The following is a 25,725-nucleotide window of genomic DNA, read 5'->3' on the forward strand; positions in this document are numbered from 1 at the left end:
TGGTGAATTCTGAGGTGCACCATAGGGAAGTTGGCGCTGGTGGCCATTGATGTTTTATGTGTATTTGGGGAACAATGAAAAATGTTATTCGTCAAATTGGCAAAGAACGGAAAAATCATGCTTGATGATGTCGACCGCCGATTGCTGCGCTACTGGCAGGCAGAGCCGACGCTGAGCCCGGCGGACCTGGGCGAGCGCTGCGGCATGACCGCGGGCAAGACCGCGCGGCGCATCGCGCGGCTGGAGGAGGCGGGCGTGCTGCGCGGGGTGGGAGCGGTGATCAACTGGGCCGCATTGGGCTATGCGGTGGAGGTGTCGCTGCGGGTGACGCTGGACAAGACCCAGGGCAATGCCTTTGACAGTTTTCTGGCCAGGGCGCGGCAGGTGCCGGAGGTGATCGAAGTGCAGACCTTTCTTGGCCGGGTCGATGTGCGGCTGTCGATCATCGCGCGGGACATGGCGCATTATCAGGATATCTACCGCAGCCGCATCCTGACCCTGCCGCATATCGCGGATATCGAAGCGCTGATGCATGTGGCACGGATCAAGATGGAGGCCGCGTTGCCGCTATGACCGAGTTGGACGCCATCGACCGCAAGCTGATCCGCGCGCTGGCGCGGGACGCGCGGCAATCGGCCAGCGCCCTGGGCAAGCGTTTCGGCCTGTCCCAGCCCGCCACCTGGCGGCGCATCCGGCGGCTGGAGGAGGCGGGGATCATCCGCGCGCGGCAACTGCGGCTGAACGCCGAGGCGCTGGGGTTTGGCGTAACCGTCTTTCTGGGCATCAAGCTGGCGACCAAGGGGCGGGTCTCGCTGGAGGATTTCGAACGCGCTGTCGTGGCGATTCCCGAGGTGCAGACGGTGGAACATGTGCTGGGCATGTATGACTATCGCCTGCGGGTGGTCGCGCGCGACCTGCCGGATTTCGAGCGGGTCCTGCGGCGGCGCATCATGACATTGCCCGGTGCGGGCGAGGTCGAGGCGAATGTGCTGCTGAGCGAGGAGCGCCTGCCGGGGCCGCTTTGACGGCGCCTTGCCTGGCGGGAATTGCCAAGCGCGTCATCGCCGCCTAAGACCGGTGCATGATCTCACAGAAGGAACCTGACGATGGCATTGCTCGATTCCGTGGACCCTGCGGGGCTTGATGAATTTTCGGTGGTCTTTACCGACCGTTCGCTGAACCACATGTCGGCGGCCTTCCAGCAGGTGATGCGCGACATTTCGGCGATGCTGAGCGAGGTCTATCAGGCCGATGCGGTGGCTCTGGTGCCCGGTGGCGGCACCTATGCAATGGAGGCGGTTGCACGCCAATTCGCCCGCGGGGCAGAGGTGCTGGTGGTGCGCAACGGCTGGTTTTCCTACCGCTGGAGCCAGATCATCGAAAGCGGCGATCTGACCGGGAATGTCACGGTGATGAAGGCGCGCGCGCAGGGCAATGCCCCGGCCAGCCCCTTTGCACCCGCCCCGATCGAGGATGTGGTTGCCGCGATTGCGGAAAACAGGCCGCAGGTGGTCTTTGCGCCGCATGTGGAAACCGCGGCGGGTGTGATCCTGCCGGATGATTACATTGCCGCCATGGCCCGGGCCGCGCATGAGGTCGGCGCGCTGATGGTGCTGGACTGCATCGCATCGGGCTGTGCCTGGATCGACATGCGGGCGCTGGGGGTGGATGTGCTGATCTCCGCCCCGCAAAAAGGCTGGTCGGCCTCGCCCTCTGCCGGGCTGGTGATGATGTCCCGGGATGCCGAGGCGCGGCTGGCAGAGACCCGGTCTGACAGTTTCGCCATCGACCTGGCAAAATGGCGCGCGATCATGAAAGCCTATGAGGATGGCGGTCATGCCTATCACGCGACCATGCCGACCGATGCGCTGCGCGCCTTCCGGGATACGATTCTGGAAACGCGGGACTACGGCTTTGCGCGTTTGAAGGAGGCGCAGTGGCGTCTGGGCGAGGGCGTGCGCGGGATGCTGCGCGACAAGGGGGTTGTGTCGGTTGCTGCCGAAGGGTTTGGCGCGCCGGGGGTGGTTGTGAGCTATACCGACGATCCCGAAATCCAGTCCGGCCGCGCCTTTGCCGCCCAGGGGATGCAGATCGCAGCGGGTGTGCCCTTGCAGGTGGGCGAGCCCGAAGGGTTCAGCACCTTCCGGCTGGGGCTGTTCGGATTGGACAAGCTCTATGACGTGGATACCACGCTTGCGCGGCTCCGGGCGGTGGTGGACAAGGTTCTCTGACCGCCGCCGGGACCGCGATCCTGGCGGTTGGATTGGAGGGATTCTGACATAAGGAAGCGCGGACAAGTGCTTCTTCATGCTCCAGTATTCGATCCTGACAGGGCCGCCGACGACGGGTTCAGGCGGTTCCTACCGGACACCCAAACCCATCTGCATCAGCATCCTGCGCACCGGGGCCAGCCCGTAAAGCGCATTGAGCCCGGCGGCGCGGGCATCCCGGGCCAGCGGTGTGCTGGCCTGGCTGGCGCGGTTCAGCAGGTCGATGCCCCGCACGCGCAGCTGGATGTCGCCGTGGCGGGCCTGATGATAGGTCCTGAGCATGGCGGCGTCGCCCAGGGCATCGGGGCGGGCCTGCGCCAGTTCCAGCAGGGTTGCGATGTCTTTCAGCGACATGTTCAGACCCTGCGCCCCGATGGGCGGCAGCACATGTGCGGCCTCCGCGATCAGGGCCAGCCGTTCGCCGGTCAGGCTTGCGGCATGCTGGCTGATGATCGGCCAGAGGTTGCGCGGCGTGACCAGGGTGAGCGGGCCGAAGAGATGGCAGGAGCGCTCCGACATTTCCTGTTCAAAAGCTGCGACCGGCATCTCTGACCGGGCGCGCTGTGCCGGTCCGTCATCCATCCAGACAATGGCAGAGCAGGGCAGGCCCTCATGATCGGGCAGCGGCACCAGCGTGAAGGGGCCGCCGGTGCGGTGAATCTCGGTCGAGACATTCTCATGCGGGATCGGATGTGTCGCGGCAAAGGCCAGCGCCTTTTGCCCGTAGCGCCGGGTGGTGACGGCGATTCCGGCGGCCTCGCGCATCGGGCTTGTGCGGCCGTCTGCGGCGATGACAAGCCGCGTGGTCACGCGGCTGCCGTCGGTCAGGCCCACGCGGGCTTCGGCCATGCGGGTGAACAGGGATGTGGTGCCGGTACCGGGCCTGAAATCGACGGATGGCAGTGCCGCCAGTCGCGCCACCAGTTCACGGCGCAGCAGCCAGTTGGGGAAATTCCACCCGAAGGGCGCGTCGGAGATGTCGGCGGCGTCAAATTCACGGCTCACGCGCGGCTCTGCCTGCGCTCCGCCGGCGTCAACAATGCGCATGATCTGCAAGGGCGCGGCATGCGGGGCGAGCGCATCCCAGACGCCTGCATTCTCCAGCACCTTGCGGGCCGGTTGCAGCATTGCCGTGCTGCGCATGTCTGCGCCTTTGGCGTCACGGGCTGTCACCGGCGGGGCCGGGTCAACGCAGATCACGTCGAAACCGGCGGTGCCAAAGGCCGCAGCCGCGGTAAGACCCGCGATCCCGCCGCCGGAAATCAGAATGTCGCAGTCAAATTCCATAAAGGATATCCAGGGCCTGTGGACACTCATCTTCGCCCACCCGTTTCAGTCCAAAATTGCTCAGTTCCAGGCAAGAGAGCGCGGAATAGCCAGTTATTTCAAGCTCTCTTTGCGCAGAAATGGGCAATTTTGGCGAAACCCCTGCGGGGCGCGGCGGATTTTGCCTCTGCCCTCCCGGATGTTCGCTTCCAATGATCACATTGCTGCGCTCACATCAGGGCGCCAGCGGCAAAATCCGTCTCGCGCGGGTGGTCGACGATGAACGTCCACAGGCCCTAGCCTTTCAGCAGGCCAAGGAAAGCGGTCAGATCGTCGGTATGGTAGTGAATATGCGCGGCATCGCGTCGCGCCGGGGCGACGTGGACGGTTTTCATCCCCATTGCATGGGGCGCGATCAGGTTGCGGTCATCATCCTCGAACATGGCGGCGCGGTCCGGCGCCAGACCGTCCAGCGCGAACACCCGGTCGAATGCGGCGCGGTCGGGTTTGGGCAGAAAGCCCGCGTGTTCAACGCCATAGACCGCATCGAACAGCCCGCTTAACCCGCGCGCGGCCAGCACCCGTTCGGCATAGGGGGCGCAGCCGTTGGTATAGACAATGCGCCGCCCCGGCAGGGCGCGGATCTGTGCGGCCAGTTCCGGGTCGGGGGTCAGGCTGTCCATGGAAATGTCATGGACATCTTCCAGATAGGGGGCCGGGTCCACGTCATGTTCGCGCATCAGGCCCGCCAGGGTGGTGCCATGGGTCTGCCAGTAGTGCAGGCGCAGCCGGTCGGCCTCGGGTTGCGCCACATTCAGGCTGCGCATCACCCAGGCGGTCATCCGCACCTCGATCAATGCGAAAAGCCCGGCAGAGGGCGGGTACAGCGTGTGGTCGAGGTCAAAGACCCAGGTGTCCACATGGGAAAAGGCATCGCGCGTCATGTGCTTCTGTTAGGCGCTGGATCGCGGCCCTGCAAGCCTTGCGCTGCTGCGGCAGGGCGCTAAGGTGGCGCGTCAAAGAGGAAATTCACCATGCCGCCGCCAAAACCCGGATCGACCGATGCCTATTCCATGATCCTGGATGCCATCGACACTGGCATTTACCGCCCCGGCGACCGGCTGGTCGAAAGTGAACTGGCGGAGCGGTTCGGCGTGTCGCGCACGCCGGTCAGAGAGGCATTGCAGCGGCTTGAAACCCAGTCCTTGCTGTCGCGCGACGGGCGCAGCCTGATTGTCGCCTCGCTGGATCACAACCAGACCGCCGAGCTTTACGTGGTGCGCGGAGAGCTGGAGGGGCTGGCCGCCCGTCTGGCCGCGCGCCATGCCACGCCGGAGGAAATCCGGGTGCTGCGCGAGATGGTCAGCGCCGATGATGCGCTGGTGGGCGACCCCACGGCGCTTGCCCGGTCGAACCGGCGGTTTCACAAGCAGATCCATCTGGCCTCGCACAACCGCTATCTGGTGCAGCAGCTGGACCTCGTCTACCGCTCCATGGCGCTGATGGCGACGACCTCGCTTGCCGCCGAGGGGCGCGGAGAGATTGCCCAGGCCGAACACGACCGGATTGTCGCCCGCATCGAGGCGCGCGATGAGGCGGGGGCGGAAGAGGCGTTGCGCTCGCATATCTCCCTCGCCTTTGTCACCAGGCTCAAGCAGGAGGCCGCGCGACTGGAGACGGATGGGTGACAGGCGTGGCGCCATGCGCCGTCTTGTCCCAGAAAAACGGGCTGACCACGAATTCATGCAATGCCTTGTAGGCCGCCAGCGCCCCCATCGGAAAATAGAGCGGCGTGCTGAGCACCCAGCCCGTCAGATGCCGGTGGCGGGGGCCTGACACCGCCACCATGGCGATGCAGAGGTTCACGATTTCGGCCAGTGCAAAGAAACCCGCCAACAGCCACATGGCCGGGGCACCCAGGGTCTGTGACACGGGATGTGTCGCGCCGAAGAGCGTGATCCAGAAGGACCAGAGCAGCGGCGCGCAGGCAAACTGCGAAAAGGTGGCCAGCAGCAGGGTCTGCACGCCCCAGAAGCGTTTCCAGCCCAGCTCGCGCAGCAATTGCCGGGGGTGCCGCATATGGACGATCCAGGTGATCAGGAACCCCTTGAGCCAGCGCGAGCGTTGCCGCACCCAGGGCCAGGCACGGCAATTCGCCTCCTCATAGGTGACGGTCGGCAGCAGTTCGGTGACATAACCATGGCGCGCCAGCCGCACGCCGAGATCGGCGTCTTCGGTCACGTTATGGGCGTCCCAGCCGTTCAGCTTTTCCAGGATGTCGCGGCGAAAGAACAGGGTTGTGCCGCCCAGCGGGATCACCATGCCAAGCCGCGCGACCCCGGGCAGGATCATCCGCCACCACGTCGCGTATTCGATTGTAAAGCAACGGGAAATCCAGTTCGCCTTGCTGTTGTAATAATCCAGGATACCCTGCAGGCAGGCCACGTTTTCCGGCGCGGACTGAAACCGGGTCACCACCTTTTCGATCTGGTCGGGCTCCGGCGCATCCTCTGCATCCCAGACGCCGATGATGCTCCCCTCGCAGAAATCCAGCGCATAGTTCAGCGCGCGGGGCTTGGTGGTCAGCCCGTTTCCCGTCGGCACTTCGATCACCGTGATCCAACCGGGCAGCTTTGTGCGGGCGATGGTCTTCCGGGTCAGCTGGTCTTCCTCTTCCAGGACCAGGATCACGTTCAGCAGCGACTTGGGATAGGTCAGCCGGGACAGGCGGGCGATCAGGGCACCCGCGATTTCGGTCTCCTTCAGCAGGGGCACCAGGATTGACACCCGCGGCAGCCTGAAGGGGGTGCAGGCGGCAGGGTGGTCTGGCGGCCGGTCGGCCAAAAAATGAGACAGCTGCGCGGCAAAGGCAGCAATCTTCAACCCGGTGCTGAGCATCAGCGTCACAAAGGCCCAAAGCAGCGCCACCGTCAGGGTCCAGAGCGGTGCCAGGACCAGCGCGGCACCGGTGGCCGCGCAGATGGCCAGGGCCAGGTAACGACGTGCATTGCCTTCCCCGTGCCAGCTGCGGCAGCTTTCGACCTCGGGCACGCGCTGCGCCGCGCGCAGCGCCAGTTCAGGGCCATAAAGCAGGCCGATGTTGTGCCGGATCTGGCGCGCGTCCGAGATTACCGGCAAAAGCGCGAAGCCTTCGGGCATCATGCAGGCCCGAAGCCTGTCAAAATCGGCCGGATTGCTGGTCGCGACCAGCAGAATGCCCCCCACGCGCATCCAGGGCACCACGCGAAAACGCAGGCAGAGCGCGGCCGGCAAGGCCTCGGTCAGTGTCGGGTCAGGGGGGTCGACAGCCAGATCGACCCGATGCGCGCGGCATTGGGCGCAGAGGGCGTCCAGAACCTCATCTTGTGTGGCAAGTCCCTGGCAAATCAGGATTTCGCCCAGTGGCGCATCAAGGCGCCGTTGCAAATCCAGCGCATGCAGCAGATCGCGGGTTCCGATCACGCCTGCGTCGATCAGATGCCGGCCAAGCGGCTTGTGGGGCAACGCGGGTTGCGCAACCGTTGCTTCGGGCCAATGCAGGCGAAGGTTACTCATGCGTTACCGGCCCGAATGTTTCTACTTCGGACAGGGTATGAATGAACCGGTTAAGGCTGCACTAACAGAAGATTAACAAGGGGTTAACGGCGCGGGGCAGCTCAGGCCTGCGCCGGTTCCGGGGCGCGTTCCGCCATGGCGGCGGCAAAACGCTCGAACAGGTAGTAGCTGTCCTGCGGGCCGGGCGAGGCTTCGGGGTGGTGCTGCACGGACCAGACCGGGCGGCCCTCCATCCTGATGCCGCAGTTGGATCCGTCAAACAGGGAGACATGGGTTTCCACCACCCCATCTGGCAGGGATTGCCCATCGACCGCGAAACCGTGGTTCATCGAGGTGATTTCCACCTTGCCGGTATCGTAGTCCTTGACGGGGTGGTTGGCCCCATGGTGGCCGTGGCTCATCTTGACGGTCTTGCCGCCCAGGGCGAGCGCCAGCATCTGGTGGCCAAGGCAGATGCCAAAGACGGGCAGGTCGGTCTTGTCCAGCACGTCGCGGATCATCGGCACGGCATAGACGCCGGTTGCCGCCGGGTCGCCCGGTCCGTTGGACAGGAACACCCCGTCCGGCTGATGCGCCATGATGTCGTCAAAGGTGGCCGTGGCGGGCAGGACCGTCACTTCGCAGCCGGCAGAGGCCAGGCAACGCAGGATGTTGCGCTTGGCACCGTAATCCACCGCAACGACCCTGTGCCTCGGGCTTTCCTGTTTCGGATAGCCATCGGGCCAGGCCCAGCGCATTTCATCCCAGCGATAGGATTGCGCACAGGTCACGTCCTTGGCCAGGTCCATACCTTCCAGCCCGGCAAAGGACCGGGCGGCGGCCACCAGCGCCTCGATGTCGAAACTGCCCTCGGGGTCATGGGCCAGCGCCACATGCGGCGCGCCCAGATGCCGGATCGCACGGGTCAGGCGCCGGGTGTCCACGCCGCCGATGGCAATGCGGCCCCGCGCCGCCAGCCAGTCCGACAGCGGCTGCACGTTGCGCCAGTTGCTGGGATCGGTGGGCATCCATTTGACCACCATGCCCTCTGCCACCGGATCGCCGGTTTCGTCGTCTTCGGGGTTGGTGCCGACATTGCCCACATGCGGGAAGGTAAAGGTCACGATCTGGCCCGCATAGGAGGGGTCGGTCATGATTTCCTGATAGCCGGTCATCGCGGTGTTGAAGCACAGTTCCGCGGTGGTCTGGCCGGTGGCACCAAAGCCCATGCCGTAAAAAAGCGACCCATCCGCAAGAGCAAGGCAGGCGGTCGGGCGAGGGGGGGTGGGCGCGGGCATCGGGGCAGCCTCCAGAACGGGGTGTGGCAGGGTAAACGGCTGGCAACCTACTGCCCGCCGGGGGCGGGGTCAAGGCTGCGGGCGAAAACAGATTTCCTTAAAGATCAACAGGTTGGCATTGCGCGCGCCCCATTGCCTGCCCCGCCCACTATGGGTATGGTAGGCTCTTTGATATTGTCTGGACCAAATAGGGGACCGCATGACACTGCGCACGCGCATTTCGGAATCGCTGAAACAGGCGATGAGAGACAAGGCCGCCGACCGGCTGTCCACCCTGCGGCTGATCAATGCCGCGATCAAGGACAAGGACATCGCGGTGCGCGCCACCGGCAACGATGACGGTGTGGCCGACGATGAGGTGCTGGCGATCCTTGGCAAGATGGCCAAGCAACGACAGGAATCGGCCCGCGCCTATGAGGAGGGCGGCCGGCTCGACCTTGCAGAGCGTGAGAACGCCGAAATCGAGGTGATCGAGGAATTCCTGCCCCGCCAGCTGACCGAGGCCGAGGTCGCCGCAGCGGTGGAAGAGGCCATTGCCGATCAGAACGCCAGTTCGATCCGTGACATGGGCAAGGTGATTGGCGTGCTCAAGGGCAAATACACCGGCCAGATGGATTTTGGCAAAGTTGGCCCGATGGTGAAGGAAAAGCTGAGCTGATCCTCCCTCAGGGCGCGGCCTGTCCAGGTCGTGCCCGGATGAACGGAGCTGGCGCTCAGCCGCGCAGCGACCGGCTGAGGTCGTCATAAAGCGCGATGCGCTCTTCCTCGCTCAGGAAACGGCCAATCTCGACCTCGCGCCCCTGGCCGGACAGGGTCACGTAATGGGGCACCGGGCCGTCCTTTTCGTATTTCGTCACCCGGGTCCAATAGCGATTGCAATCCCATTCCTTCAGCTCGCCCTTGGCGGTGCGGTGGGTCAGATGGGCGGTATTGGCGTCCAGGGTCAGGATCTCTTCGATCCGGCGCGCGTGATGGTTGCTTTGCAGGGCGAAATAGAGGCCCGCCACCGCCGCCAGCACGAAGGGCAGCAGCCCCCACAAAAGCACGGTGCCGAGCAGCGGCAGGGTGGGGATCAGGATCAGGGCGAAGGTGACCAGAACGAAAGCGACAAACCCCCTTGCAGGCAGCGACTGATGCGGCCAGAGGCGCATGCGCTGCGGGGTCTCGTCTGGTTTCGTGGTCCATTCATAGGGCATGGCGGGAAAATAGCGGCATCGCGGGCAGAGGCAATGCGGCACCTGCGCCCGGGCCGCGCGGTTCACGGCGGGTCAGCCAGCGGGGCTGTTCCAGAAGGTCTGGGAACATTTCAGCTCCGCTTCCAGCCATTTCGCGAACTTCCGGACACCGGGTTTGCGGGCGGAATACTGGCTGGTCGCCAGCCAATAGGTCGCGCCGGTCAGGGACCTGTGGCGGAACGGAGAGATGATCTGCCCCCGCTCCAGCGCGTCGCTTGCCAGGGTTTCCCAGGCCATGAACACGCCCTGTCCCGTCATCGCCGCATCTAAACACAGCGAGGCGTCGGCATAGGTCGGGCCCGGCGGAAATCGCGGCATTTCAAGGTGATGATCGGACAGCCAGTTCCGCCATCCGTAAAGGTCATCGTTTTCGCGGATTACCGGGAATTTCAGCAGGTCTTCGGGCCTGCTGATCTGATCGGCGATCCCCGCGGAACAGACCGGAAAGACGCGTTGATCCAGCAGTTTGGCGGCGCCGGCGCCCAGGGCAGGGTCGCTGCCCACGCGTATCCCGATGTCCACGTCCGACCGGTCCAGATCAATCACCTGGACCGTGGGGAAAACCCGCAGGCCGATGCCGGGGTTTGCCTGATTGAACTTGTTAATTCTCCATATAAGCCAACGGCTTGCAAAGATCGGCGCGACCGAGACCGTCAGCGTCGTGCCCTGGGTGGCGTCAATGTCGGACAGGATCGAGGAGAGTTCCGCCATGACGCGGGTCAGGCGCGGCGCGATCTCGGCGCATGTTCTGTTCGGCTTGAGGCCTGTGGAGGTGCGGATGAACAGGCTCTGGCCCAGGGCGGTCTCTGCCTTGGTCAGGCGCTGGCTCAAGGCGCCGGAGGTGACCCCCAGTTCCAGCGCCGCGCGGGCAAGGGTGCCATGGCGGGCGACGGCCTCCACCACCCTGAGCGATGCAAGCGGGATGTTGTTCAGGTTTCGCATTTAGTTTTTCTAAACATAAGCGCTGGCGAAGTCGATTCCATTTTGCCGGGGCCTGGCGGATCATCTGGCCATGACACATGCACTTGAAAATCTGTTTGGCTGGTTCAGCCGGGACAGGCGCAAGGCCCGCGCCGAGGCCCATGCGCGCGCCCTCTGGGGCAGGGACCCGCTTTCGCATCCCGACATTGCCCGCATGACCGAGCGGGAGCGTGCGGACCTGCAGTTCCAGCCATCATGTATCGCGCCGGAATAGGGCTGTTTCGTCTTGGTGGTTTGCGGTGGGCGGCAGTTTGTGGCCGAAGCAACGTGACGCGCGGCTTGTTCCGGGCATTGGCGTCAGTGATTGACGGCAGCATGCTGATCAACAGCAAAACCATCACCGGTGTTCAGCATGAACCGACATTGCTGCGCAAGCCAATCGACAGGATTGCTGTCCTCGCTTCCGAAACCGGACCCTCGTGCAGATTGCAGCGAAGGGCGGGAGAGAGCCCATATCGACAATATCATGCACATGGTGCTTTCAAAATTTGGCATAAGGAAAGAACCATCCTCGTCAAATTTTTGCCATTTCGAACATCTATCAGTCCTCTGATTTTCCCACGTTTAGGACACGTATGAAACGTTCACTTTCCCGCTCACTTTTATCTTTGCAATCGAGGCGCGTAGTATGGACAGCAGTGCTTCTCTGCGTTGCCAACTATTTGCTACACCTTATGCCAATTTCTTTAATGGGTGTGTTCAATTGGCAGGTCGACACTTTGCGCGATCAGTATCCAAACCCGCGTTCTGTACCATTTGAACAAGCTATCGCGTGGATGGAGTTTTTTGCTTTTTCGCTGCTAATTCTGGCTTTTGCTGAAATTCTCGCGTTAGTCGTAGTTATCCGTGAAGGTGTCCGGATGTGCATAGAGGGGCGCTCCGGACTGATCGTGCATGCAGCTGGCTATCTACTAATTTTTGTAGGACCGCTGCTTGCGGCGGCCTTACCATTGATGATCTTTTTCGGAGGGTCGGCTGCAGAAGCACTCGGCGCAAAGGTAGGCATTCAAATGGCGATGTTTACCACATTTTTCCTGACCGCCGCAGCTGCAGCGTTCAATATTGGCTACCTTTTAGAGCCGGAAACAATGCAGGCAAGCTAGTGTAAAGATTTAAGATTGCATACTCTGCTTGAAAGCATTGCGTGAATTCAGAGCTAGTTTGTTAGGCAGCTTTGTCCCGCTCAGCCGCCATTCGTCAACTTGTCGATGAAGGTCCGCTCTCAGCATGACCATGCCGACCGGGCGTGTCGATCCTGGCTGACTGGCTGTGTTGAAAGCCCCGGATCATGGCTGTCGGTTTGCGTGATCACCAGCACAGCAAAACCCAAGGACCGAACGTTCAACCGCTACCGCCCCTTGATCTCGATCGAGAAGCGTCGCATGGCCCCCTGTGGCGGTTTGGGGAAGGGGCCTGCGCCACGCACCAGCCGGACAGCGGCCTGATCAAGTGTCGCGGAGCCCGAACTGCGGGCGAGCGAGACCGATGCGATGCCGCCGCTGGCCGCGATGGAAAAGGCGATCACGGCGGTTCCCCTTGCATTGACCCGGGGCTTGCCCGCGCGGGACAGCCTGCGCATCACCACGCCGGGGTAATTGCTGGCTGCCGCATTGCCTGCCGCCTGTTTCTGCCCGCCGTTGCCGCTGGCGCGTGCCTTGGCGGTGGCTTTGCCGGAGGCCTCACCGGCACGGGTGTTCTGCCGGGCGTTGCCCTTGGGTTGAGACTTTTTCACAGCGCTGCGGGCTTCGGTCTTTGGCGGGGGCGGGGCCTTGTGTTTGGCCACAAAGGCGGCGCTGCGGAGCCTGGGGCGCGCGGATTGCGTGACGCTGGCGGTTTCGGGCGGCGTGCTGGCAAGCCTGTCGGGCACCGAGGTGCTGCTGAGGCTCCTGACCGCCGGGGCCGCGACATCGGGTTGCCGGGGGGCAAGCAAATCGCTGCTTGCCATGGCGGAGGGGGTGGCAGCCTCCGGTGTCATGGCTTCGGGGCTGCGCTGCGCTTCGGCCTTTGCGGGGGTTTTGGCCGGGATACTCTCGGCCGGTTCAGGCGTCAGTGCTGCATCTGCCCGTTCCGGCGCAAGCGTGCCTGCCGCCATGTCCTGAAAACCACTGCCCAGGCGCACCTCGGCGGCGCCCTGCGCCCCTTCGATCTGCACAGGTTCCGGGGTGACCAGAACAAGCGCAAGCGCGCCATGGGCCAGCACCGCACAGGACAGGGCCGCACCTTTGGCGATGGTGGAAACACGGGTCATTGCAGCCCCCTTTCGGTGACGATGGCGACCTGCTTTGCCCCGGCGTTGCGCAGGTCACGGCCCAGGGTGATCAGGGTTGCCGCCGGCAGGTCGCGGTCCGGCATGACCCGCACCCTGTCGCGCGCGCCCTGCGGCAGCTCGGCGTAGAATGCCGCAGCACTTGCCACCGGCGTGCCCCGGTGCGTCATGCGCCCATCGCTGTGCACGATCAGCACATCCGCCGGGGCGGTCCCCTCGATCCCTTCCGTGCGCACAAGCGCCAGATTTGCATCAAGTGGTGCCGCAATGGTGCCGGCCACCAGAAAGAAGATCAGCATCAGGAAAACGATGTTGATCAGCGCGATGGTGGGCTCGCGCCGGGATTTGCCGTTGCGCCGTCTCATGACGGCTCCAGCACGGTCACGCTCAGCCCGGGGATGCCGCGCAGGGCGCCCAGAAGATCGGTGAGCCGCTGCGCCGTCACATCCGCGCGAGCCGCAACCAGAACGCCAAGCGGCGCGCCATCCGCGCGGTGCGGGGCCAGCGCCCCGGAAAGCTCCGGAAGCGCCAGGGCAGTGCCGTTCAGGCGCAGATCATCTGCCGAGAGCGAGACAAAAACCGGTTTCTGCGCGGGCGTGGCAGCGCCCGAACCGGCAGAGGCGAATTCGACCTCCGCAAAGCGTGTAAAGGTGGAGGTCAGCATGAAGAACAGCAGCAGCAGAAAGATCACGTCGATCAGGGAGGTCATCGACAAGGCGCGCCGCTGGCGGGTTCTACGCATGGGCCGGAACCCCGACAGCCTCGCCCGCATTGCCGTGACCCTGCGGGGCCAGGATCGTTTGCAGCGCCTTTTGCGCCAGCACCCGGTCGGCATCCATTCGTGCCTCGAACCAGCTCAGCACCACCGATGTGGGCATCGCCACGGCAAGCCCCACCGCCGTTGTCAGCAGCGCGACCCAGATGCCACCTGCCAGGATCGAAGGATCAACCTGCGCGCCCGCTTCCTGCAGGGCCTGAAAGGCGGAGATCATGCCCAGAACCGTGCCGAACAGCCCCAGCAGCGGGGCCAGCTGGGCCACCGAATCCATCAGGCGGAAACCGCCTTCGAGCCGGGCAAAGCGCGCCTCGGCCTCCGCTTCGAGCCGGGCGCGACCGACCTGACCGTCGAAGGCCATGGTCATCACGGGCACAAGGTAGCTGCGCGATTGCGCGACATGGCCCCGCGCCGCGCTGCGGTCGCCCGCATCCCAGGCGGCGATGGCGGCCTGCAGCGCCTTGTGGCGGCCGACACCTTCGACGGTGAATTGCCAGAGCTTGTACAGCACAACACTCAGAACAAGGACCGAAATCACCCCCAGCAGAAGCACGACCGGCCCCCCCAGGTCGGTGACGCGCTGGATGGCTTCCCGCACTGTCGCGATCATCCCAGCACCTCCGTCTCAACCCGGCTGCGCAGCTCCAGATCCTTGTTGCAGGCGTCATCGGGCAGGTCCGTGCCGGTGCAGGTTTCGGCCCCGTTGATCAGCAAACGGCCAAGCGCGGCGCAGGCCAGCCCCGGCACGACAAATTGCCGGGCCCTCGGGCGGCTGGCGGGCAGGCTGCCAAAGTCGAAAAGGGTCAGCCGGTCTACCTGGCCGGAGGTGTCGAAAAGCACAGCCTCATAGACGGCGCTGTCGATGTCGGTGTCATGGCCGTTCTGGACCAGGAATGTGATCCGGCAGGCATCTTCGACCGGCTCAAGCGCGTTCAGCTCGATCATGACGTGCTTGCCCTGGACCTCCTGGGCGAGACAGGCTGCGACCGGTTGGACAAGTGTCAGCACCGTGGCTGCAAGAATATGTTGGATTGCCTGCATGGCTCCAGCCTCCGATTACCTCATGGATAGTCTGGCTGGGGCATTTGCCCTTGCTGGATGGCGCGGTGCTACCATCCGGCAAGGGAGGATTCAATACCTGATTGAATTAGTCTGCTTTTGAGGTCTCTGTACCTGTCGGCGGTCTGCCGCCGTTTTCAGGCCAGAGTCCAGATCAGAGTACAGGCTGGGGTTCAGGCCAGATGGGCGCGCAGAATCCAGGCGAATTTCTCATGCGCCTGGCCCCGTGCGATGCACAGATCCTCGGTCAGCGTGTCGCCCTGTTCGGCAGCCAGCTCACCGGCCCCGGCAAGGGTTTCAGCAAGCGTTTCCTGGGCCTCTTTCATCAGGCGGACCATGTCCGCGGCTGCGGGCACACCCGTGACCTCGGCCACCTTGGACCGCTTCAGCATGCCGGCAAGGGTGCCTTCGGCATGGCCCTCAAGCGCCTTGACCCGTTCGGCCAGATCGTCCTGCGCGGTGAAATGATCCTCATAGATGGTCTGGAACAGGGCGTGCAGGGGGCCGAATGCCATGCCTGTCACGTTCCAGTGGAAATTCTGTGCGAGCATCGTGGTCACGGCGGTCTCGGCCACGCATTGGTTCAGCGCCTCGACGATCTGGGTCGCTGCATCGGTGGAAAGGGTCTGTGCTGTCTGGGTCATTGCGGCCTCCTGCATCATGAATGGGGTGCTGGCTGGCATCTGGCTGGCTTGCACCGTCAAATTACAGGTGGGGCAGAGGTTTGGCAAGTCGAATTAGAATTATTCTAAACTTGTTCCTGCGCATCGACGACAGTCTGCAAAAGAAAGGCAAGGTTCCGCCGCGCGTGTCTGGGCACGCGGGAATGCAGCAGGAAGGTCGCGCTGGCTGTGTCGTTCGATTTCAGGCTGCGGGCGAGGGCCATCAGCCAGTCCTCGTCAAAGGAAGTTGCCCGCTCGCCGCTCCGGTAGATCACGGGGCGTTGCCCCAGGGCCTGATGAAGACAGCGCATCAGCACCTCTGACGCGGCCTGCGCGGCCACCTGCCGGTTGCCCGACAGGGCGGCACATGCGCCGAAGAGATCGACATAGGTCTTGCAGCGCCCCCTGCGGGCGGCATGGCGCAGATGTTCCAGCAGCGAAAGGCCGGGCTGGTCGCTGGCCGGGCCCTCGCTGTCGTCAAACGATACCTTGCGCTGTGCTGCTGTCATCTCTGGCTTGTCCTTTTCCGGTCTGCTCTGGTCTCTGCGGCCTGCCTGATGCCTGCTGCCGCCTTCACGCCGCCTTGCCGCCGGACAAGACGGAGAGGCTGATCTTTTTCTTGCGGCAGCGGGTCTCATAGGCCTTTTCCCAGTGGCTGTAGCGCCCCATCACCGATTGCTGCGCAACCAGAAGTTCGATGTAGGCCTCGCGGGCGGCGTTCTTTTTCAGGCCCTTGAAGACGGACTTCTGTGCCTTTGTCATGGAACAGCCGATGCAATGGCCTTCGCGTTTGAATTTGCAGACGTCGATGCAGGGGCTGGGAACTTTTGTCATGGTCTACTCGCTTGAGGGGGGCTTTGGCCCGATCTGGCTTGGGTGTCCGGGTCAGTGAAGCGTGCGGCTCCGGACGGTTTCGGCAGTGCCGCGGGGCGGTGGTGACTGGCGGGCGATGCATTGCATGGCCAGGCCGACCTGAGCCGCCATCAGCGCCACATGTTCCGCCTGGGAGGCAGGCACAAGCAGGCTGGCCACCATCGCCGCTTCGGCCAGGTCGCCGCGTGCCGCCTCGCGCACGAGGGTTTGCAGCACCGCCTCGTCCGAGCCGATGCAGTCGCAGCCAAGGCCGTGCCGCACCAGCGGACGGCGCGCATAGGCGCAGAGCGCGGTCAGCAGTCTTTCGAACTGTCGGATCTCTGCACGGCCACCTGCGGTGCCGAAACAGCGGGCAAAGCCGGTGCCGACCTTTTCCTGCCCCTCAAGGCTGTCCATCCACAGGCGCATCGACAGAATCAGCTCCGCCTCCCAGGGCGGGACATTGGTCAGCCGGCCGACGACAGCGCTGCCCGGGCTATCCACCGCTTCGGTCATTTTGTCAAAATCAGCTTGCCCGCGCGGGTGATGCGCAGGGTATAGGTCTGGCCGTCCAGAACGATATTGGCTTTCTGGCCGTTCACGATCAGATCGCGCGCGTCATAGACGGCGGTATCCTCGGGATTGTCCTGTGCGCGGTGGGCGGAAAGATCGGGCATCAGGATCATCGACTTTCTCCGACAGCATGCGGAAGGCCGGTCAGCTGCTCCAGCACAAGGTTGCCGATCTGTGTTTTGTCAGCGCCTGACATCACGATATCGCGCCAGCCGGGGCTGGCCGGGGCCGCCACCGGGGAGGGGGTGGCATCATGCTCGGGTTTGGTCACGTCTGTCTCCTTTTTCGTGAACATCCGGGCTGCCTGGGCGGTGGCTGGGACGGGTTTGGGCGGGCTCGTGTAAAAACCAACTGTTCGAGTCGGGTATTAATGCCTTGTTATCGTAATCTGACAAATTCAGTCAAGAATTGACTTGGCGATACCGGCAGCTTTATCGGGCAATGACTTGCCGTCTTTCTGGTCAAGAAAATTCAGCCGGTTGCCGAAGGGGTCCCAGACCCGCATCTGCAGGCCCCAGGGCAGCGGATCCAGCCCCGGACGCATGTTGGCATAGGGGGGCAGGGATGCATGCCAGGCGCGCAGGTTGTCCACATGGACCATCACGCTGGATCCCGGGGTAGCGTCGCCGTGGTGTTCGCTCAGATGCAGGTGGAACTCGCCCAGCCGCAGAAAGGCGTAAAGCGGCGCATCCGCGTCAAACCGATGCTCCCCCACCCAGGTGAAACCGAGCCAGTCGAGATAGAATGCACGCGCCTTGGCTTCGTCGAAACTGCGAAACACCGGCGCACTGCGTGTCACCTGAGGGATCATGAAGGCACCTTTGTGACTGCGGGTTGGGTCAGGGTGAAGATCATCATCGTGTCCTTTCGGTTGTGGGGTCTGCCCGGTCCATCATGCGATGTCAGGGTGGTCGCCGCATCGCCGATCCCCTCAGGCAGAGGCGGCATGGGGCAGGATATAGGGAATACCGGCGGCGGGCGGGGCGGAGACGCGCAGCCTGCAGCCATAGGCCCGTGACAGGGTGTCATCCGTCAGCACCTCGGCAGGGGTGCCAAAGGCGATGCGCTGCCCCTCGGCCAGGATCGCCACCCGGTCGGCATAAAGCGCGGTGAGGTTCAGGTCATGCATCACCGCGATCACGCCGCCGCCGTCACGGGCAAAACGCCGGGCGATCTCCATCACCTGCAGTTGATGGGCGATATCCAGGCTTGAAACCGGTTCATCCAGCAAGAGCCAGCGCGGCTGGCCGTCCTCGACCGCCGCCCAGACCTGCGCCAGCACACGGGCCAGCATGACGCGCTGCGCCTCGCCCCCTGAAAGCGCCTGAAAGGTGCGGTCGGCGTAATGGGCCAGCCCGACACGGGCAAGCGCCTGCATCGGCACTTCGGGCCGGTCCCCGGCGGTGCCGCTTTGCAGGCCCAGGCGCACGACCTCGATCACGCTGAAAGGAAAGGCAAGCCGCGATGCCTGTGGCAGGACCGCGCGTTGCGCCGCCAGTTCCCAGGGTTTCATCCCGGCGATGTCGCGCCCGTTGATGCTGACCTTTCCGTCAAAGGGCAGGGTGGCGGTGATCGCCCCCAGCAGGGTGGATTTGCCCGATCCGTTCGGGCCGACGATGGCTGTGACCTCTCCGGCCCGGGCGGTCAGGCTGACGCCCCGCAGGGCGGCCCGGGAGCCATAGAGGACGCGGATGTTTTCGGCGATCAGGCTCACAGCTCCACCAGCCCCTTGCGTTTCAGCAGGATCCACAGGAACACCGGCGCGCCGAGTACGGCGGTGACGATCCCGATCGGCAGTTCCGCAGGGGCGATGACGACGCGGGCGATCACATCGGCGAGGATCAGCAGGGTTGCCCCCATCAGCGCGGCATTGGGCAGCAATGTCCGGTGATCGGGGCCAAGGCCCAGGCGCAGCAGATGCGGCACCACGATGCCGATGAACCCGATTCCGCCGGAGACTGCGACAGCCGCCCCGGTGGCCCCGGCCACCGCGAGGATGGCGATGGATTTCATGCGCTGCACGTCGATGCCGATATGGGCCGCCGTGGCCTCTCCCAGGGCCAGCCCGTTCAGCCCCCGGCCCAGCATCATGGCCGCGCCGAGCGCCAGCAGGATCATCGGCCCCGCGCCCAGAACCTTGGCCCAGCTGGCCCCGGCCAGAGACCCCAGACCCCAGAAGGTCAGGTCGCGCAATTGCCGGTCATCGGCCACATAGACAAGGATGCCGGACAGCGCCCCCGCCAGCGCGCCGAGCGCAATGCCCGCCAGCAGCATCGTCGCGACAGAGGTGCGCCCGTGCCGGGTCGACACCTTGTAAAGCAGGATGGTTGCGCCCCAGCCGCCCAGAAAGGCCGCAAAGGGGGTCAGTTGATTGCCGGTCAGATCAATCAGCCAGACGGGCAGCAAGGCGCCCAGCACGATGGCCAGGATCGCGCCCAGACCGGCCCCCGCGCCAACGCCGACGATGCCGGGATCGGCCAGCGGGTTGCGGAACAGCCCCTGCATGGCCGCCCCCGAAACCGCCAGCGCCGCGCCCACCAGCACCCCCATGGCCAGACGCGGCAGGCGGATGTCGAACAGGACCACCTGTTCCATATGCGACAGGGCCTGTCCCTGCAGGATCTTGCTCAGCATCGCGGAGAGGGTCACATCGGTTGCGCCGACCTCAAGACTGGCGATGCAGGCCAGCGCCAGCGCGCCTGCGAGCATCCAGTGCAGCGCACGGGCGCGGGCCAGACGATTCCTCGGGGCCGGGATGATCTCTGTCATCGAGGCCATCGGTCAGCTTTCCTGTCCGTAAAGCGCCGCGTTCAGGCCCCGGATCGCGCTGGCCGTGCGCGGCCCGAACCCCAGCATCAGCAGCCCGTCCATGCGCACCACAGACCGGGTTTGGGCCGCAGGCGTCAGGCTGATGGCGGGCAGGGCGAACAATTCGTCATCCGCCGCGCCATGGTCGCCGCCGCGATCCATCATCAGGATCACATCCGGCGCGGCCAGACCTACCGCCTCATCGGTGATCTGCTTGTAGCCTGCATAGTCCGAAACCGCGTTCACCCCGCCTGCCATGCGGATCAGCGCATCGGCCTCCGTGCCGGTGCCGGAGGCGTTGATCTTGCCGCCCTGGGTGGACAGCACAAAGAGCACCCGCTTCTTATCGCCTTGGGGTCGGGCGGCATCCGCCAGGGCAACGGCAAGCGCGGCCTCTACCTGTGCAGAGAGATCGGCAGCCCGGTCAGGCACTTCAAGAGCGTCGCCGATCACCCTGATTTTGTTCAGAATTCCCTCCGCCGTAAGGGCGTCGGGCACCTCGACGAAATCGACATCGGCGGCGCGGATGACCTCCAGCGCCTCTGGCGGGCCTGCACCCTCTTCCGAAAGGATCAGCGCAGGCCCGACCGAGAGCACACCCTCGGGCGAGAGCGCGCGCATATAGCCCACATCCGGCAGGCCGGTCACATCGGGCGGATAGGTGGAGGTGGTATCGCGCGCCTTCAGCCGGTGCTGCTGGCCCAGGGCCACGACAATCTCCGTCACCGAACCGCCGATGGCCAGGACATCGGCGCCGGATTGATCCGCGCGGGCGGCGGGGTGAAGGCCCAGCGTCAGTGGCAGGGCAAGGGCAGCGGCAAGCAGGCCGCGATGAAAGGCGATCCTCATGCCGGGACCTCTTCCAATGCCGGCAGGCCGGTGACGATGCGGCCCCAATGGGCGCGGGAATCGCGCCCTTCCTTGCCAAGGCCAAAGACCTGAAAGATCAGCCCGCCCTCGGCGTCAAAAGCCTCTACCGACACTGCCGGGCCGCGCTGCGTGGGTTTTTCCACCGCCCAGACTTCGGCCACCTTGTCGAGCCGCAGATGCAGGTTGAAACCCGGATCCATGACGTTCTGCCAGGGGCCCATCGGGTGCAGCTTGTGGATCGGACCGCTGTGGATCTGGATGCAGCCCCGGTTCCCGACAAAGATCATCACCTCGATCCCGGCATCGCGCACGGCGTGCAGCATGTCGTCCACGGCTTTCGGGGCAAGCTGGCGCACGAAAGGAGCCCCGGCAATGCGGTAGGCGCCCAGCCGGTTCATCTTGAGCTTGGAACACAGGCGCAGGAACTGATGGGTGTCGGTCAGCCGCGCCCATTCGGCGCGCAGGATGTCCAGCTTTTCCGGCGCTGATTTTGCCGCCTCGACGGGTTTGCGCTGTGCGACCGTCTGACCCTCTGCCTGATCCGCCGTGGCCAGATCGGCCACGATCCCGGCCCATGCGTCCTGGTTCGAGGTCTCTCTGAGGTGGATCTTGTGTACCGCGTCGCCCGCCGCATCAAATATCTGCAACGCGCGACGCGGGCCCTGCTCGGCCTCTGTTTCGACCGCAAAGGCATGGACCCAATGGGACGGGAAGATGCGCAGGTCGATGTTCTCTGTCAGTGTCATCGCGGCATGAGGGCCGGGATGGTAGTTGCCATATGCGCCGACCTTTTCGTGAACGCAGGCCGCAACCCGCGTCAGGGCCATGACCTCGCCCAGTTTTTCGGCGGCGGGAATCACCCTGTCGGGATGCGCCTCTATCCGGGTCACGCCGCGCCCGACGCGGGCGGCCACCAGCTCTGCCTCGGAAATGTTCAGCTGGTCAGCGGCATCGCGCGCGCGCAGCCTGGGGTTTTCGGCCTGAAAGGCACGGATGTCGGCAGGGGTTGGGTGGGTCATGGGCGTCCTCGGATGTGGGATGGTCCGATGGCTGCGCCCGACAGGTCCGGTACGTGGCTTTCGTAAAATACTTGACTGTTTTAGTCTGGTACGATTAAGGGTGCAACCCATACGATTGCGATAATCGTCAATTCACAAAAACCTGCCGCGCCAGCCTCCGCAAGCTTCGGCTATTTATCCCTGAAGGATGGCGCATATGCTTACCCCCCTACTTCGCGGCACGACCGCGCTTGTCTGCCTGTCGCTGGCAGCACCGGCCCTGGCCCAGGACCTGACCCAGGACCTGACACAGGACGAGGGCACCCCAGGTTTCCTTGGCACCCTGATCCTGACCGGCGGCAAGCGCGACCTGAGCTTTGGCACGGCGCTGGCGCGGACCGTCGTGGGGGAGGAGGAGATTGCCGACCGGCAGGCCAGCACCGTGGCCCAGGTGATCGATTCCATACCCGGTGTGACCCTTGTGAACGGCACCACGCCGCAGGGCTCGGGCATCAACATCCGGGGGTTCGGGGCCAATACGACCTATGGGTCGGACCAGAAGATCGCCGTGCTGGTGGATGGTGCCACCGTCGGGTCGGAAGAGCTTTACCGCATCGGCACGCAATTGTTCACCGATCCGCTGCTCTATCGTCAGGTCGAAGTGCTGCGTGGCACCATCGGCAGCTTTGCCTATGGGTCCGGCATTGTCGGCGGGGTGGTCAAGCTGGAGACAAAGGACGCCTCCGATTTCACCGGCGGTGTGCCGGGCTTTGGCGGCTCCCAGACCTTTGAATACAGTTCCAACGGCGACGGCAAAGTCAGTTCGACCAATCTGGCCTGGATGCCGACGACACGCGCCGAATTCCTGCTGAACTATTCCTTCCGGGATCAGAACGATCTGCAATCCGGGGATGGCGCCGTGATCGGGAACAGCGCGTTCCAGACGCCATCCTATCTGGCCAAGGTGAAATTCACCTTCGGGCAGGACGATGCGCAATCCCTGACCTTCAGCCAGTCGCGCACCGTGGCTGACGACAAGGATGTCCCCTATGACCAGTTCGACACCACCGGCGGCAGTTTCGGCAATGTGGACCGGCTGACGGATACCGCCCAGAGCGTTCTGGAATATCGGTATAATCCCGCCAGCGCGCTGATCGACCTGCGGGCCAATCTTTCCTATGCCGATCAGATCATTGAATATGATTACGTGCCGGGGTCTTCGCCGCTGGAAGGGACGCCGACCTTTCCCTTCCTTCTGGATACGGTCAACGCCGATCAGCGCTATGAGACCACAAAGCTGACCCTGACGAACCGCGCCCTGTTCCAGACCGGGATGCTGTCACATGACATGTTGGCGGGGTTCGAGGTGCAGCGCCGGGAGCGGGCTGACAACACCGCTGCCGGGGCACCCGGTGGCCGTGATGACCGTTACGCGCTTTTCGTGGTGGACGAGATGACGGTGGGACGGTTCACCATCACACCTGCGTTGCGCTATGAAAATTCCCGCATCACCTCGGCGCTGCCGCTGGCACCTGAACCGGATAGCTATCAAAAGGATGCGCTGATGGGCGGGCTGGCGCTGGCCTATGATTTCGGCAATGGCCTCTCCGTCTTTGGCAGCGCTGCCTATACCGAAGGGCTGCCGATCATCGACGATCTGGGCACCAGCCCCACGGCCCAGCGGCGCATCGCCACGGCAGAGAAATCGCATACGCTGGAGTTCGGGGCGGCCTATACCGGCACCGATGTCTTTGCGCCGGAGGACAGTTTTACCATCCGGGGTAATCTCTATGCGACGAAATTGCGTGACATCACCAGCTATACGGTTGCCGGGGCAACCGGGACGGAGTTGGATCATGTGGAATCGAGAGGCTTTGAACTGGAGGCCTCCTATGGGATGGCCAGTGGCTTCTATGCCGATTTCTCAGGCCATCTGGGGCAAGGGACAGAATACAATCCCGATGGCACCTCGACCGTCTGGCGCAACCTTGCGGCGGACCGGGTTCATCTGACCCTGGGCAAACGGTGGAACGACGATTTCGATCTGAGCTGGGAAATTGTCCATTCGGCGGACCAGCGGGATGCCTTGGGGGCCGATCTGCCAAACAGCACAGCGCATAACCTGCGGGCGACCTGGCGGCCCGATCAGGGCTGGCTGGACGGGACCGAAGTGCGCTTTGGCGTGGAGAATGTCTTTGACAGGGATTACGTGGGACATCTGTCGTCCCCCTCCCGCAAGGCACCGGGCCGGACCTTCAAGGTGTCGCTCACCAAATCGTTCTGACCGGGCAGGCCGGGTTTCAGGCGGCAGCCGGTGCCGCGCTGCCGATCAGATCCCAGCGGTTGCCGAAGATGTCGCGAAAGACGGCAACGGTGCCGTAGGGTTCATGGCGCGGGAGCTCCTCGAACACGACAGCTTTGGCGCGCAGAGCATTGTAATCGCGCTCAAAGTTGTCGGTGTTCAGAAACAGCCAGACCCGCCCTGCGCCCTGGTTGCCGATGGCGGCACGCTGCCCCTCATTGGCCGGTTCGGCCAGGATCATGCCCGCGCCCCCGCCGGGTGGCGTGACGCGGACCCAGCGTTTGTGGCCCTGGTCGATGTCTTCGGTCAGGTCAAAACCCATCACATCGCAATAAAAGGCGATGGCTTCGTCATAATCGGGGATGATCAGGGTCAGGGCAGAGAGATGCATGGGGGCAGGATGCCCGCATTCACGGGGCCGCGCAACACGGGATCAGGGCAGGCCGCGCATGGTCTGCCCCTCCGGCGGGCATCGTCCGTGTCAGCCCAAGATGTCCTGCAGCGGGTCTGGCGGGATCGGCGCGGATTGGTCGGTTGCGCTGTAGGGGTTGTCGAATACGGTGTCGTATCCCATGTCCTCCAGCGCGGCGATGGTCATCAATGACACGAAACTGCCTGTGTCCACATAGCCGGTCATCAGTTCCGCATTGAACAGGACCTCATCCCAATGGCTGCCCGCCGTGCCGGAGCCGCCATCGGTTTCCACAGGCACCCCCAGAGGCGCGCCCGGATCATTGGCGGCGATGCCGGGAAATTCGCTCTGATAGACATCCGTGGCATTTGCGCCGGTAAAGCGGAGGTCGCCGCCCGCAACCGAGCCGCTGGTCAGCCCCATCAGCGACCAGAGCGAACCAAAGCCCATGGCGTGCATCATCTCATGCAGGATGATGGCTTCCCAATTGCCAAGGCCAAGCTGGTTCTGGGCATCCGCGCTGTCAAAGGTCATGGCACCTGTCGCGGGCAGGTAGCTGCCATCGCCGCGCAGCTCACGGGGGCCTGCGCTGCCCAGGATACCGCCGACGCCGTCGATCGTGTCCAGCGTGGCGGTGATGGTGATGTCATCAATGGCGATGCCGTCCACCAGCGCCTCCGGCAGATCACCCAGGATGATCGTACTCAGGTAATCCGCCGCTTCGATAAAGGCGCTTTGCAATTCGGCCGACCAGATGCCGACGAAATCAATGGTGACATTATACGCCGTGCCTGCCGGGCCACCGCTGGTATAGCCGGTCAGCGGGACCGCACCGGGGTCCGGCATGGCGTCCGGGTCACGGCCGCTTTCGGCATTGTCACTGCCCGGTGGCGGGCTGGGCGGTGTCACCTGCGGCGTGCCCGGGGTGGCCCCGCCGGGCCGGCCTGAGGTGACGGGCGGCACTTCCGGCTCAACTGGCGGATCAATGGGCGGGGGCGCCGGATCGGGGTCTTGGTCCATCGGCGTCGTGGGGGCCGGGTCGGGGTCCGGCCTGCCATCGCCATTCTCATCGGCGGTGACGTTCCCGCCTTCCTCCGCCGGGGTTTCCACGTCTTGCGCGCCCCTGTCAGAGGCTGCAGGCGCATCATGTTCAAAGGTGAATTCGAAATGATCGCCCCGCGCTTGCTGCTGGGATTCTGTCGCCTCCGCCGCGTGGTCGTCCGGGTGCTGGCGGTGGTCCTTTGACCCCGGGGATCGCCCTGTGTCGCCCCGATGCGGCAGGTCGGAGCGATCATGCCGGTCCTCTGCGACAAACCGTTCCGCGCCGGGTTCGGCCCGTCTGCCCGGGGGGCGGGATGCGGGCGTCTCAGCCCCAATTGAATTGCGAAAATACATCTGATCAACCTTGCTCATGAAAATATGAAAAAACTGTACAGAACTCTGCCAAAAGTCCAAAGAAATTCATCTTAGGCGGGAAATCTCATCTGACAGGTTGATCCGAAGAACGGGCCGGGTGGGCGCGGCCCAAACGCAAACCCCCGGTCCAGCAACCGGACCGGGGGTC

The 25,725-nt window shown here is 64.1% G+C and carries 32 protein-coding genes; 8 read left to right on the forward strand and 24 right to left on the reverse strand.

The annotated features are described in order from the left end of the window. Positions 1 to 117 precede the first annotated feature (117 nt). From PVW51_RS10730 to PVW51_RS10740, 3 genes are all read left to right on the forward strand, one after another. Positions 118 to 573 (forward strand): Lrp/AsnC family transcriptional regulator, encoded by a 456-nt coding sequence (locus PVW51_RS10730; RefSeq protein WP_269363767.1) that lies wholly within the window; start codon positions 118 to 120, stop codon positions 571 to 573. After that, a complete protein-coding gene (locus PVW51_RS10735) occupies positions 570 to 1,025 on the forward strand; it encodes an Lrp/AsnC family transcriptional regulator (RefSeq protein WP_269363765.1) in 456 nt (151 codons plus the stop codon). The genes PVW51_RS10730 and PVW51_RS10735 overlap by 4 nt, the downstream gene beginning before the upstream one ends. Before the next feature lie 81 nt (positions 1,026 to 1,106). After that, the gene (locus tag PVW51_RS10740; protein WP_274575042.1) at positions 1,107 to 2,231 is read left to right on the forward strand and encodes an aminotransferase class V-fold PLP-dependent enzyme; all 1,125 of its coding nucleotides are present in this window, start codon (positions 1,107 to 1,109) and stop codon (positions 2,229 to 2,231) included. Positions 2,232 to 2,360: 129 nt separating this feature from the next. Here PVW51_RS10740 and PVW51_RS10745 read toward each other — a convergent pair whose 3' ends face one another. Both PVW51_RS10745 and PVW51_RS10750 read right to left on the reverse strand, forming a co-directional pair. Next, complete coding sequence (locus tag PVW51_RS10745; RefSeq protein WP_274575045.1) at positions 2,361 to 3,557, reverse strand: UbiH/UbiF family hydroxylase; 1,197 nt, start codon at positions 3,555 to 3,557, stop codon at positions 2,361 to 2,363. A gap of 275 nt (positions 3,558 to 3,832) precedes the next feature. After that, complete coding sequence (locus PVW51_RS10750) at positions 3,833 to 4,480, reverse strand: pyrimidine 5'-nucleotidase (protein ID WP_269363760.1); 648 nt, start codon at positions 4,478 to 4,480, stop codon at positions 3,833 to 3,835. 90 nt (positions 4,481 to 4,570) lie between these two features. On the opposite strand from PVW51_RS10750, the gene PVW51_RS10755 reads away from it, so the two are divergent. Then, the gene (locus PVW51_RS10755; RefSeq protein ID WP_269363759.1) at positions 4,571 to 5,224 is read left to right on the forward strand and encodes a GntR family transcriptional regulator; all 654 of its coding nucleotides are present in this window, start codon (positions 4,571 to 4,573) and stop codon (positions 5,222 to 5,224) included. Here PVW51_RS10755 and PVW51_RS10760 read toward each other — a convergent pair. After that, positions 5,187 to 7,091, reverse strand: coding sequence for a glycosyltransferase family 2 protein (locus PVW51_RS10760; protein WP_274575047.1), 1,905 nt, complete (start codon positions 7,089 to 7,091; stop codon positions 5,187 to 5,189). The genes PVW51_RS10755 and PVW51_RS10760 overlap by 38 nt on opposite strands. 101 nt (positions 7,092 to 7,192) lie before the next feature. After that, positions 7,193 to 8,368, reverse strand: a complete 1,176-nt coding sequence (carA, locus tag PVW51_RS10765; RefSeq protein ID WP_274575049.1) for a glutamine-hydrolyzing carbamoyl-phosphate synthase small subunit — start codon at positions 8,366 to 8,368, stop codon at positions 7,193 to 7,195. 199 nt (positions 8,369 to 8,567) lie between these two features. On the opposite strand from carA, the gene PVW51_RS10770 reads away from it, so the two are divergent. Continuing rightward, positions 8,568 to 9,026 carry a GatB/YqeY domain-containing protein gene (locus PVW51_RS10770; protein ID WP_274575050.1) on the forward strand — a complete coding sequence of 153 codons (459 nt, stop codon included), beginning with the start codon at positions 8,568 to 8,570 and terminating at the stop codon, positions 9,024 to 9,026. A gap of 55 nt (positions 9,027 to 9,081) precedes the next feature. Here the strand turns inward: PVW51_RS10770 and PVW51_RS10775 are convergent, their stop codons facing one another. Together PVW51_RS10775 and PVW51_RS10780 are read right to left on the reverse strand one after the other, a co-directional pair. After that, complete coding sequence (locus tag PVW51_RS10775; RefSeq protein WP_274575223.1) at positions 9,082 to 9,564, reverse strand: DUF2244 domain-containing protein; 483 nt, start codon at positions 9,562 to 9,564, stop codon at positions 9,082 to 9,084. Between the two features lie 72 nt (positions 9,565 to 9,636). Further along, positions 9,637 to 10,545 carry a LysR substrate-binding domain-containing protein gene (locus PVW51_RS10780; protein ID WP_274575051.1) on the reverse strand — a complete coding sequence of 303 codons (909 nt, stop codon included), beginning with the start codon at positions 10,543 to 10,545 and terminating at the stop codon, positions 9,637 to 9,639. Positions 10,546 to 10,615: 70 nt separating this feature from the next. Here PVW51_RS10780 and PVW51_RS10785 point away from each other — a divergent pair, with 70 nt between their 5' ends. Next, complete coding sequence (locus PVW51_RS10785; protein WP_274575052.1) at positions 10,616 to 10,798, forward strand: hypothetical protein; 183 nt, start codon at positions 10,616 to 10,618, stop codon at positions 10,796 to 10,798. 361 nt (positions 10,799 to 11,159) lie between these two features. Then, complete coding sequence (locus tag PVW51_RS10790) at positions 11,160 to 11,687, forward strand: hypothetical protein (RefSeq protein ID WP_274575053.1); 528 nt, start codon at positions 11,160 to 11,162, stop codon at positions 11,685 to 11,687. 245 nt (positions 11,688 to 11,932) lie between these two features. Here the strand turns inward: PVW51_RS10790 and PVW51_RS10795 are convergent, their stop codons facing one another. The 16 genes from PVW51_RS10795 to PVW51_RS10870 all read right to left on the reverse strand — a co-directional run bounded on the left by PVW51_RS10795 (position 11,933) and on the right by PVW51_RS10870 (position 21,468). Continuing rightward, positions 11,933 to 12,832, reverse strand: a complete 900-nt coding sequence (locus tag PVW51_RS10795) for an energy transducer TonB family protein (protein WP_274575054.1) — start codon at positions 12,830 to 12,832, stop codon at positions 11,933 to 11,935. Further along, positions 12,829 to 13,215 carry an ExbD/TolR family protein gene (locus tag PVW51_RS10800; RefSeq protein ID WP_274575055.1) on the reverse strand — a complete coding sequence of 129 codons (387 nt, stop codon included), beginning with the start codon at positions 13,213 to 13,215 and terminating at the stop codon, positions 12,829 to 12,831. Before PVW51_RS10800 ends, PVW51_RS10795 begins: the two co-directional genes overlap by 4 nt. Beyond that, positions 13,212 to 13,592, reverse strand: coding sequence for an ExbD/TolR family protein (locus PVW51_RS10805; protein ID WP_269363743.1), 381 nt, complete (start codon positions 13,590 to 13,592; stop codon positions 13,212 to 13,214). Before PVW51_RS10805 ends, PVW51_RS10800 begins: the two co-directional genes overlap by 4 nt. After that, a complete protein-coding gene (locus PVW51_RS10810; protein WP_274575058.1) occupies positions 13,585 to 14,235 on the reverse strand; it encodes a MotA/TolQ/ExbB proton channel family protein in 651 nt (216 codons plus the stop codon). Before PVW51_RS10810 ends, PVW51_RS10805 begins: the two co-directional genes overlap by 8 nt. After that, on the reverse strand, positions 14,232 to 14,666 hold the full coding sequence (locus tag PVW51_RS10815) for a hypothetical protein (RefSeq protein ID WP_274575059.1): 435 nt from the start codon (positions 14,664 to 14,666) through the stop codon (positions 14,232 to 14,234). Before PVW51_RS10815 ends, PVW51_RS10810 begins: the two co-directional genes overlap by 4 nt. Positions 14,667 to 14,857: 191 nt before the next feature. After that, a complete protein-coding gene (locus tag PVW51_RS10820; protein ID WP_269363740.1) occupies positions 14,858 to 15,328 on the reverse strand; it encodes a Dps family protein in 471 nt (156 codons plus the stop codon). A 104-nt stretch (positions 15,329 to 15,432) separates the two neighbouring features. Beyond that, positions 15,433 to 15,855 carry a hypothetical protein gene (locus tag PVW51_RS10825; RefSeq protein ID WP_114275664.1) on the reverse strand — a complete coding sequence of 141 codons (423 nt, stop codon included), beginning with the start codon at positions 15,853 to 15,855 and terminating at the stop codon, positions 15,433 to 15,435. 64 nt (positions 15,856 to 15,919) lie between these two features. Then, entirely contained in the window at positions 15,920 to 16,180 is a 261-nt protein-coding gene (locus PVW51_RS10830) for a DUF1289 domain-containing protein (RefSeq protein WP_274575062.1), read from the reverse strand. Between the two features lie 51 nt (positions 16,181 to 16,231). Next, entirely contained in the window at positions 16,232 to 16,702 is a 471-nt protein-coding gene (locus PVW51_RS10835; RefSeq protein WP_274575063.1) for a hypothetical protein, read from the reverse strand. 8 nt (positions 16,703 to 16,710) lie between these two features. Further along, positions 16,711 to 16,875, reverse strand: a complete 165-nt coding sequence (gene hemP, locus PVW51_RS10840; protein WP_274575224.1) for a hemin uptake protein HemP — start codon at positions 16,873 to 16,875, stop codon at positions 16,711 to 16,713. Between the two features lie 5 nt (positions 16,876 to 16,880). Further along, on the reverse strand, positions 16,881 to 17,042 hold the full coding sequence (locus PVW51_RS10845) for a hypothetical protein (protein ID WP_274575064.1): 162 nt from the start codon (positions 17,040 to 17,042) through the stop codon (positions 16,881 to 16,883). 126 nt (positions 17,043 to 17,168) lie between these two features. Next, the gene (locus tag PVW51_RS10850) at positions 17,169 to 17,582 is read right to left on the reverse strand and encodes a glyoxalase superfamily protein (RefSeq protein ID WP_269363732.1); all 414 of its coding nucleotides are present in this window, start codon (positions 17,580 to 17,582) and stop codon (positions 17,169 to 17,171) included. 120 nt (positions 17,583 to 17,702) lie between these two features. Then, positions 17,703 to 18,485, reverse strand: a complete 783-nt coding sequence (locus PVW51_RS10855; protein ID WP_274575066.1) for a heme ABC transporter ATP-binding protein — start codon at positions 18,483 to 18,485, stop codon at positions 17,703 to 17,705. Then, positions 18,482 to 19,549 (reverse strand): FecCD family ABC transporter permease, encoded by a 1,068-nt coding sequence (locus tag PVW51_RS10860; protein ID WP_274575067.1) that lies wholly within the window; start codon positions 19,547 to 19,549, stop codon positions 18,482 to 18,484. The genes PVW51_RS10855 and PVW51_RS10860 overlap by 4 nt, the downstream gene beginning before the upstream one ends. Before the next feature lie 3 nt (positions 19,550 to 19,552). Beyond that, positions 19,553 to 20,428 (reverse strand): heme/hemin ABC transporter substrate-binding protein, encoded by an 876-nt coding sequence (locus PVW51_RS10865; RefSeq protein ID WP_274575068.1) that lies wholly within the window; start codon positions 20,426 to 20,428, stop codon positions 19,553 to 19,555. Continuing rightward, entirely contained in the window at positions 20,425 to 21,468 is a 1,044-nt protein-coding gene (locus PVW51_RS10870) for a hemin-degrading factor (RefSeq protein ID WP_274575069.1), read from the reverse strand. Before PVW51_RS10870 ends, PVW51_RS10865 begins: the two co-directional genes overlap by 4 nt. Positions 21,469 to 21,664: 196 nt before the next feature. Between PVW51_RS10870 and PVW51_RS10875 the strand changes: the two genes are divergently transcribed. Next, positions 21,665 to 23,731, forward strand: coding sequence for a TonB-dependent receptor plug domain-containing protein (locus tag PVW51_RS10875; protein ID WP_274575071.1), 2,067 nt, complete (start codon positions 21,665 to 21,667; stop codon positions 23,729 to 23,731). 16 nt (positions 23,732 to 23,747) lie between these two features. On the opposite strand, the gene PVW51_RS10880 is transcribed toward PVW51_RS10875, so the two are convergent. After that, positions 23,748 to 24,140: a VOC family protein gene (locus PVW51_RS10880; protein ID WP_274575073.1), complete on the reverse strand. Its 393-nt coding sequence runs from the start codon at positions 24,138 to 24,140 to the stop codon at positions 23,748 to 23,750. Between the two features lie 90 nt (positions 24,141 to 24,230). Continuing rightward, a complete protein-coding gene (locus tag PVW51_RS10885) occupies positions 24,231 to 25,556 on the reverse strand; it encodes a leishmanolysin-related zinc metalloendopeptidase (protein ID WP_274575075.1) in 1,326 nt (441 codons plus the stop codon). Between the last annotated feature and the right edge of the window lie 169 nt (positions 25,557 to 25,725).

Origin of the sequence: Sulfitobacter sp. PR48 (genome assembly GCF_028807335.1) — a bacterium.
Taxonomy (GTDB): domain Bacteria; phylum Pseudomonadota; class Alphaproteobacteria; order Rhodobacterales; family Rhodobacteraceae; genus Sulfitobacter.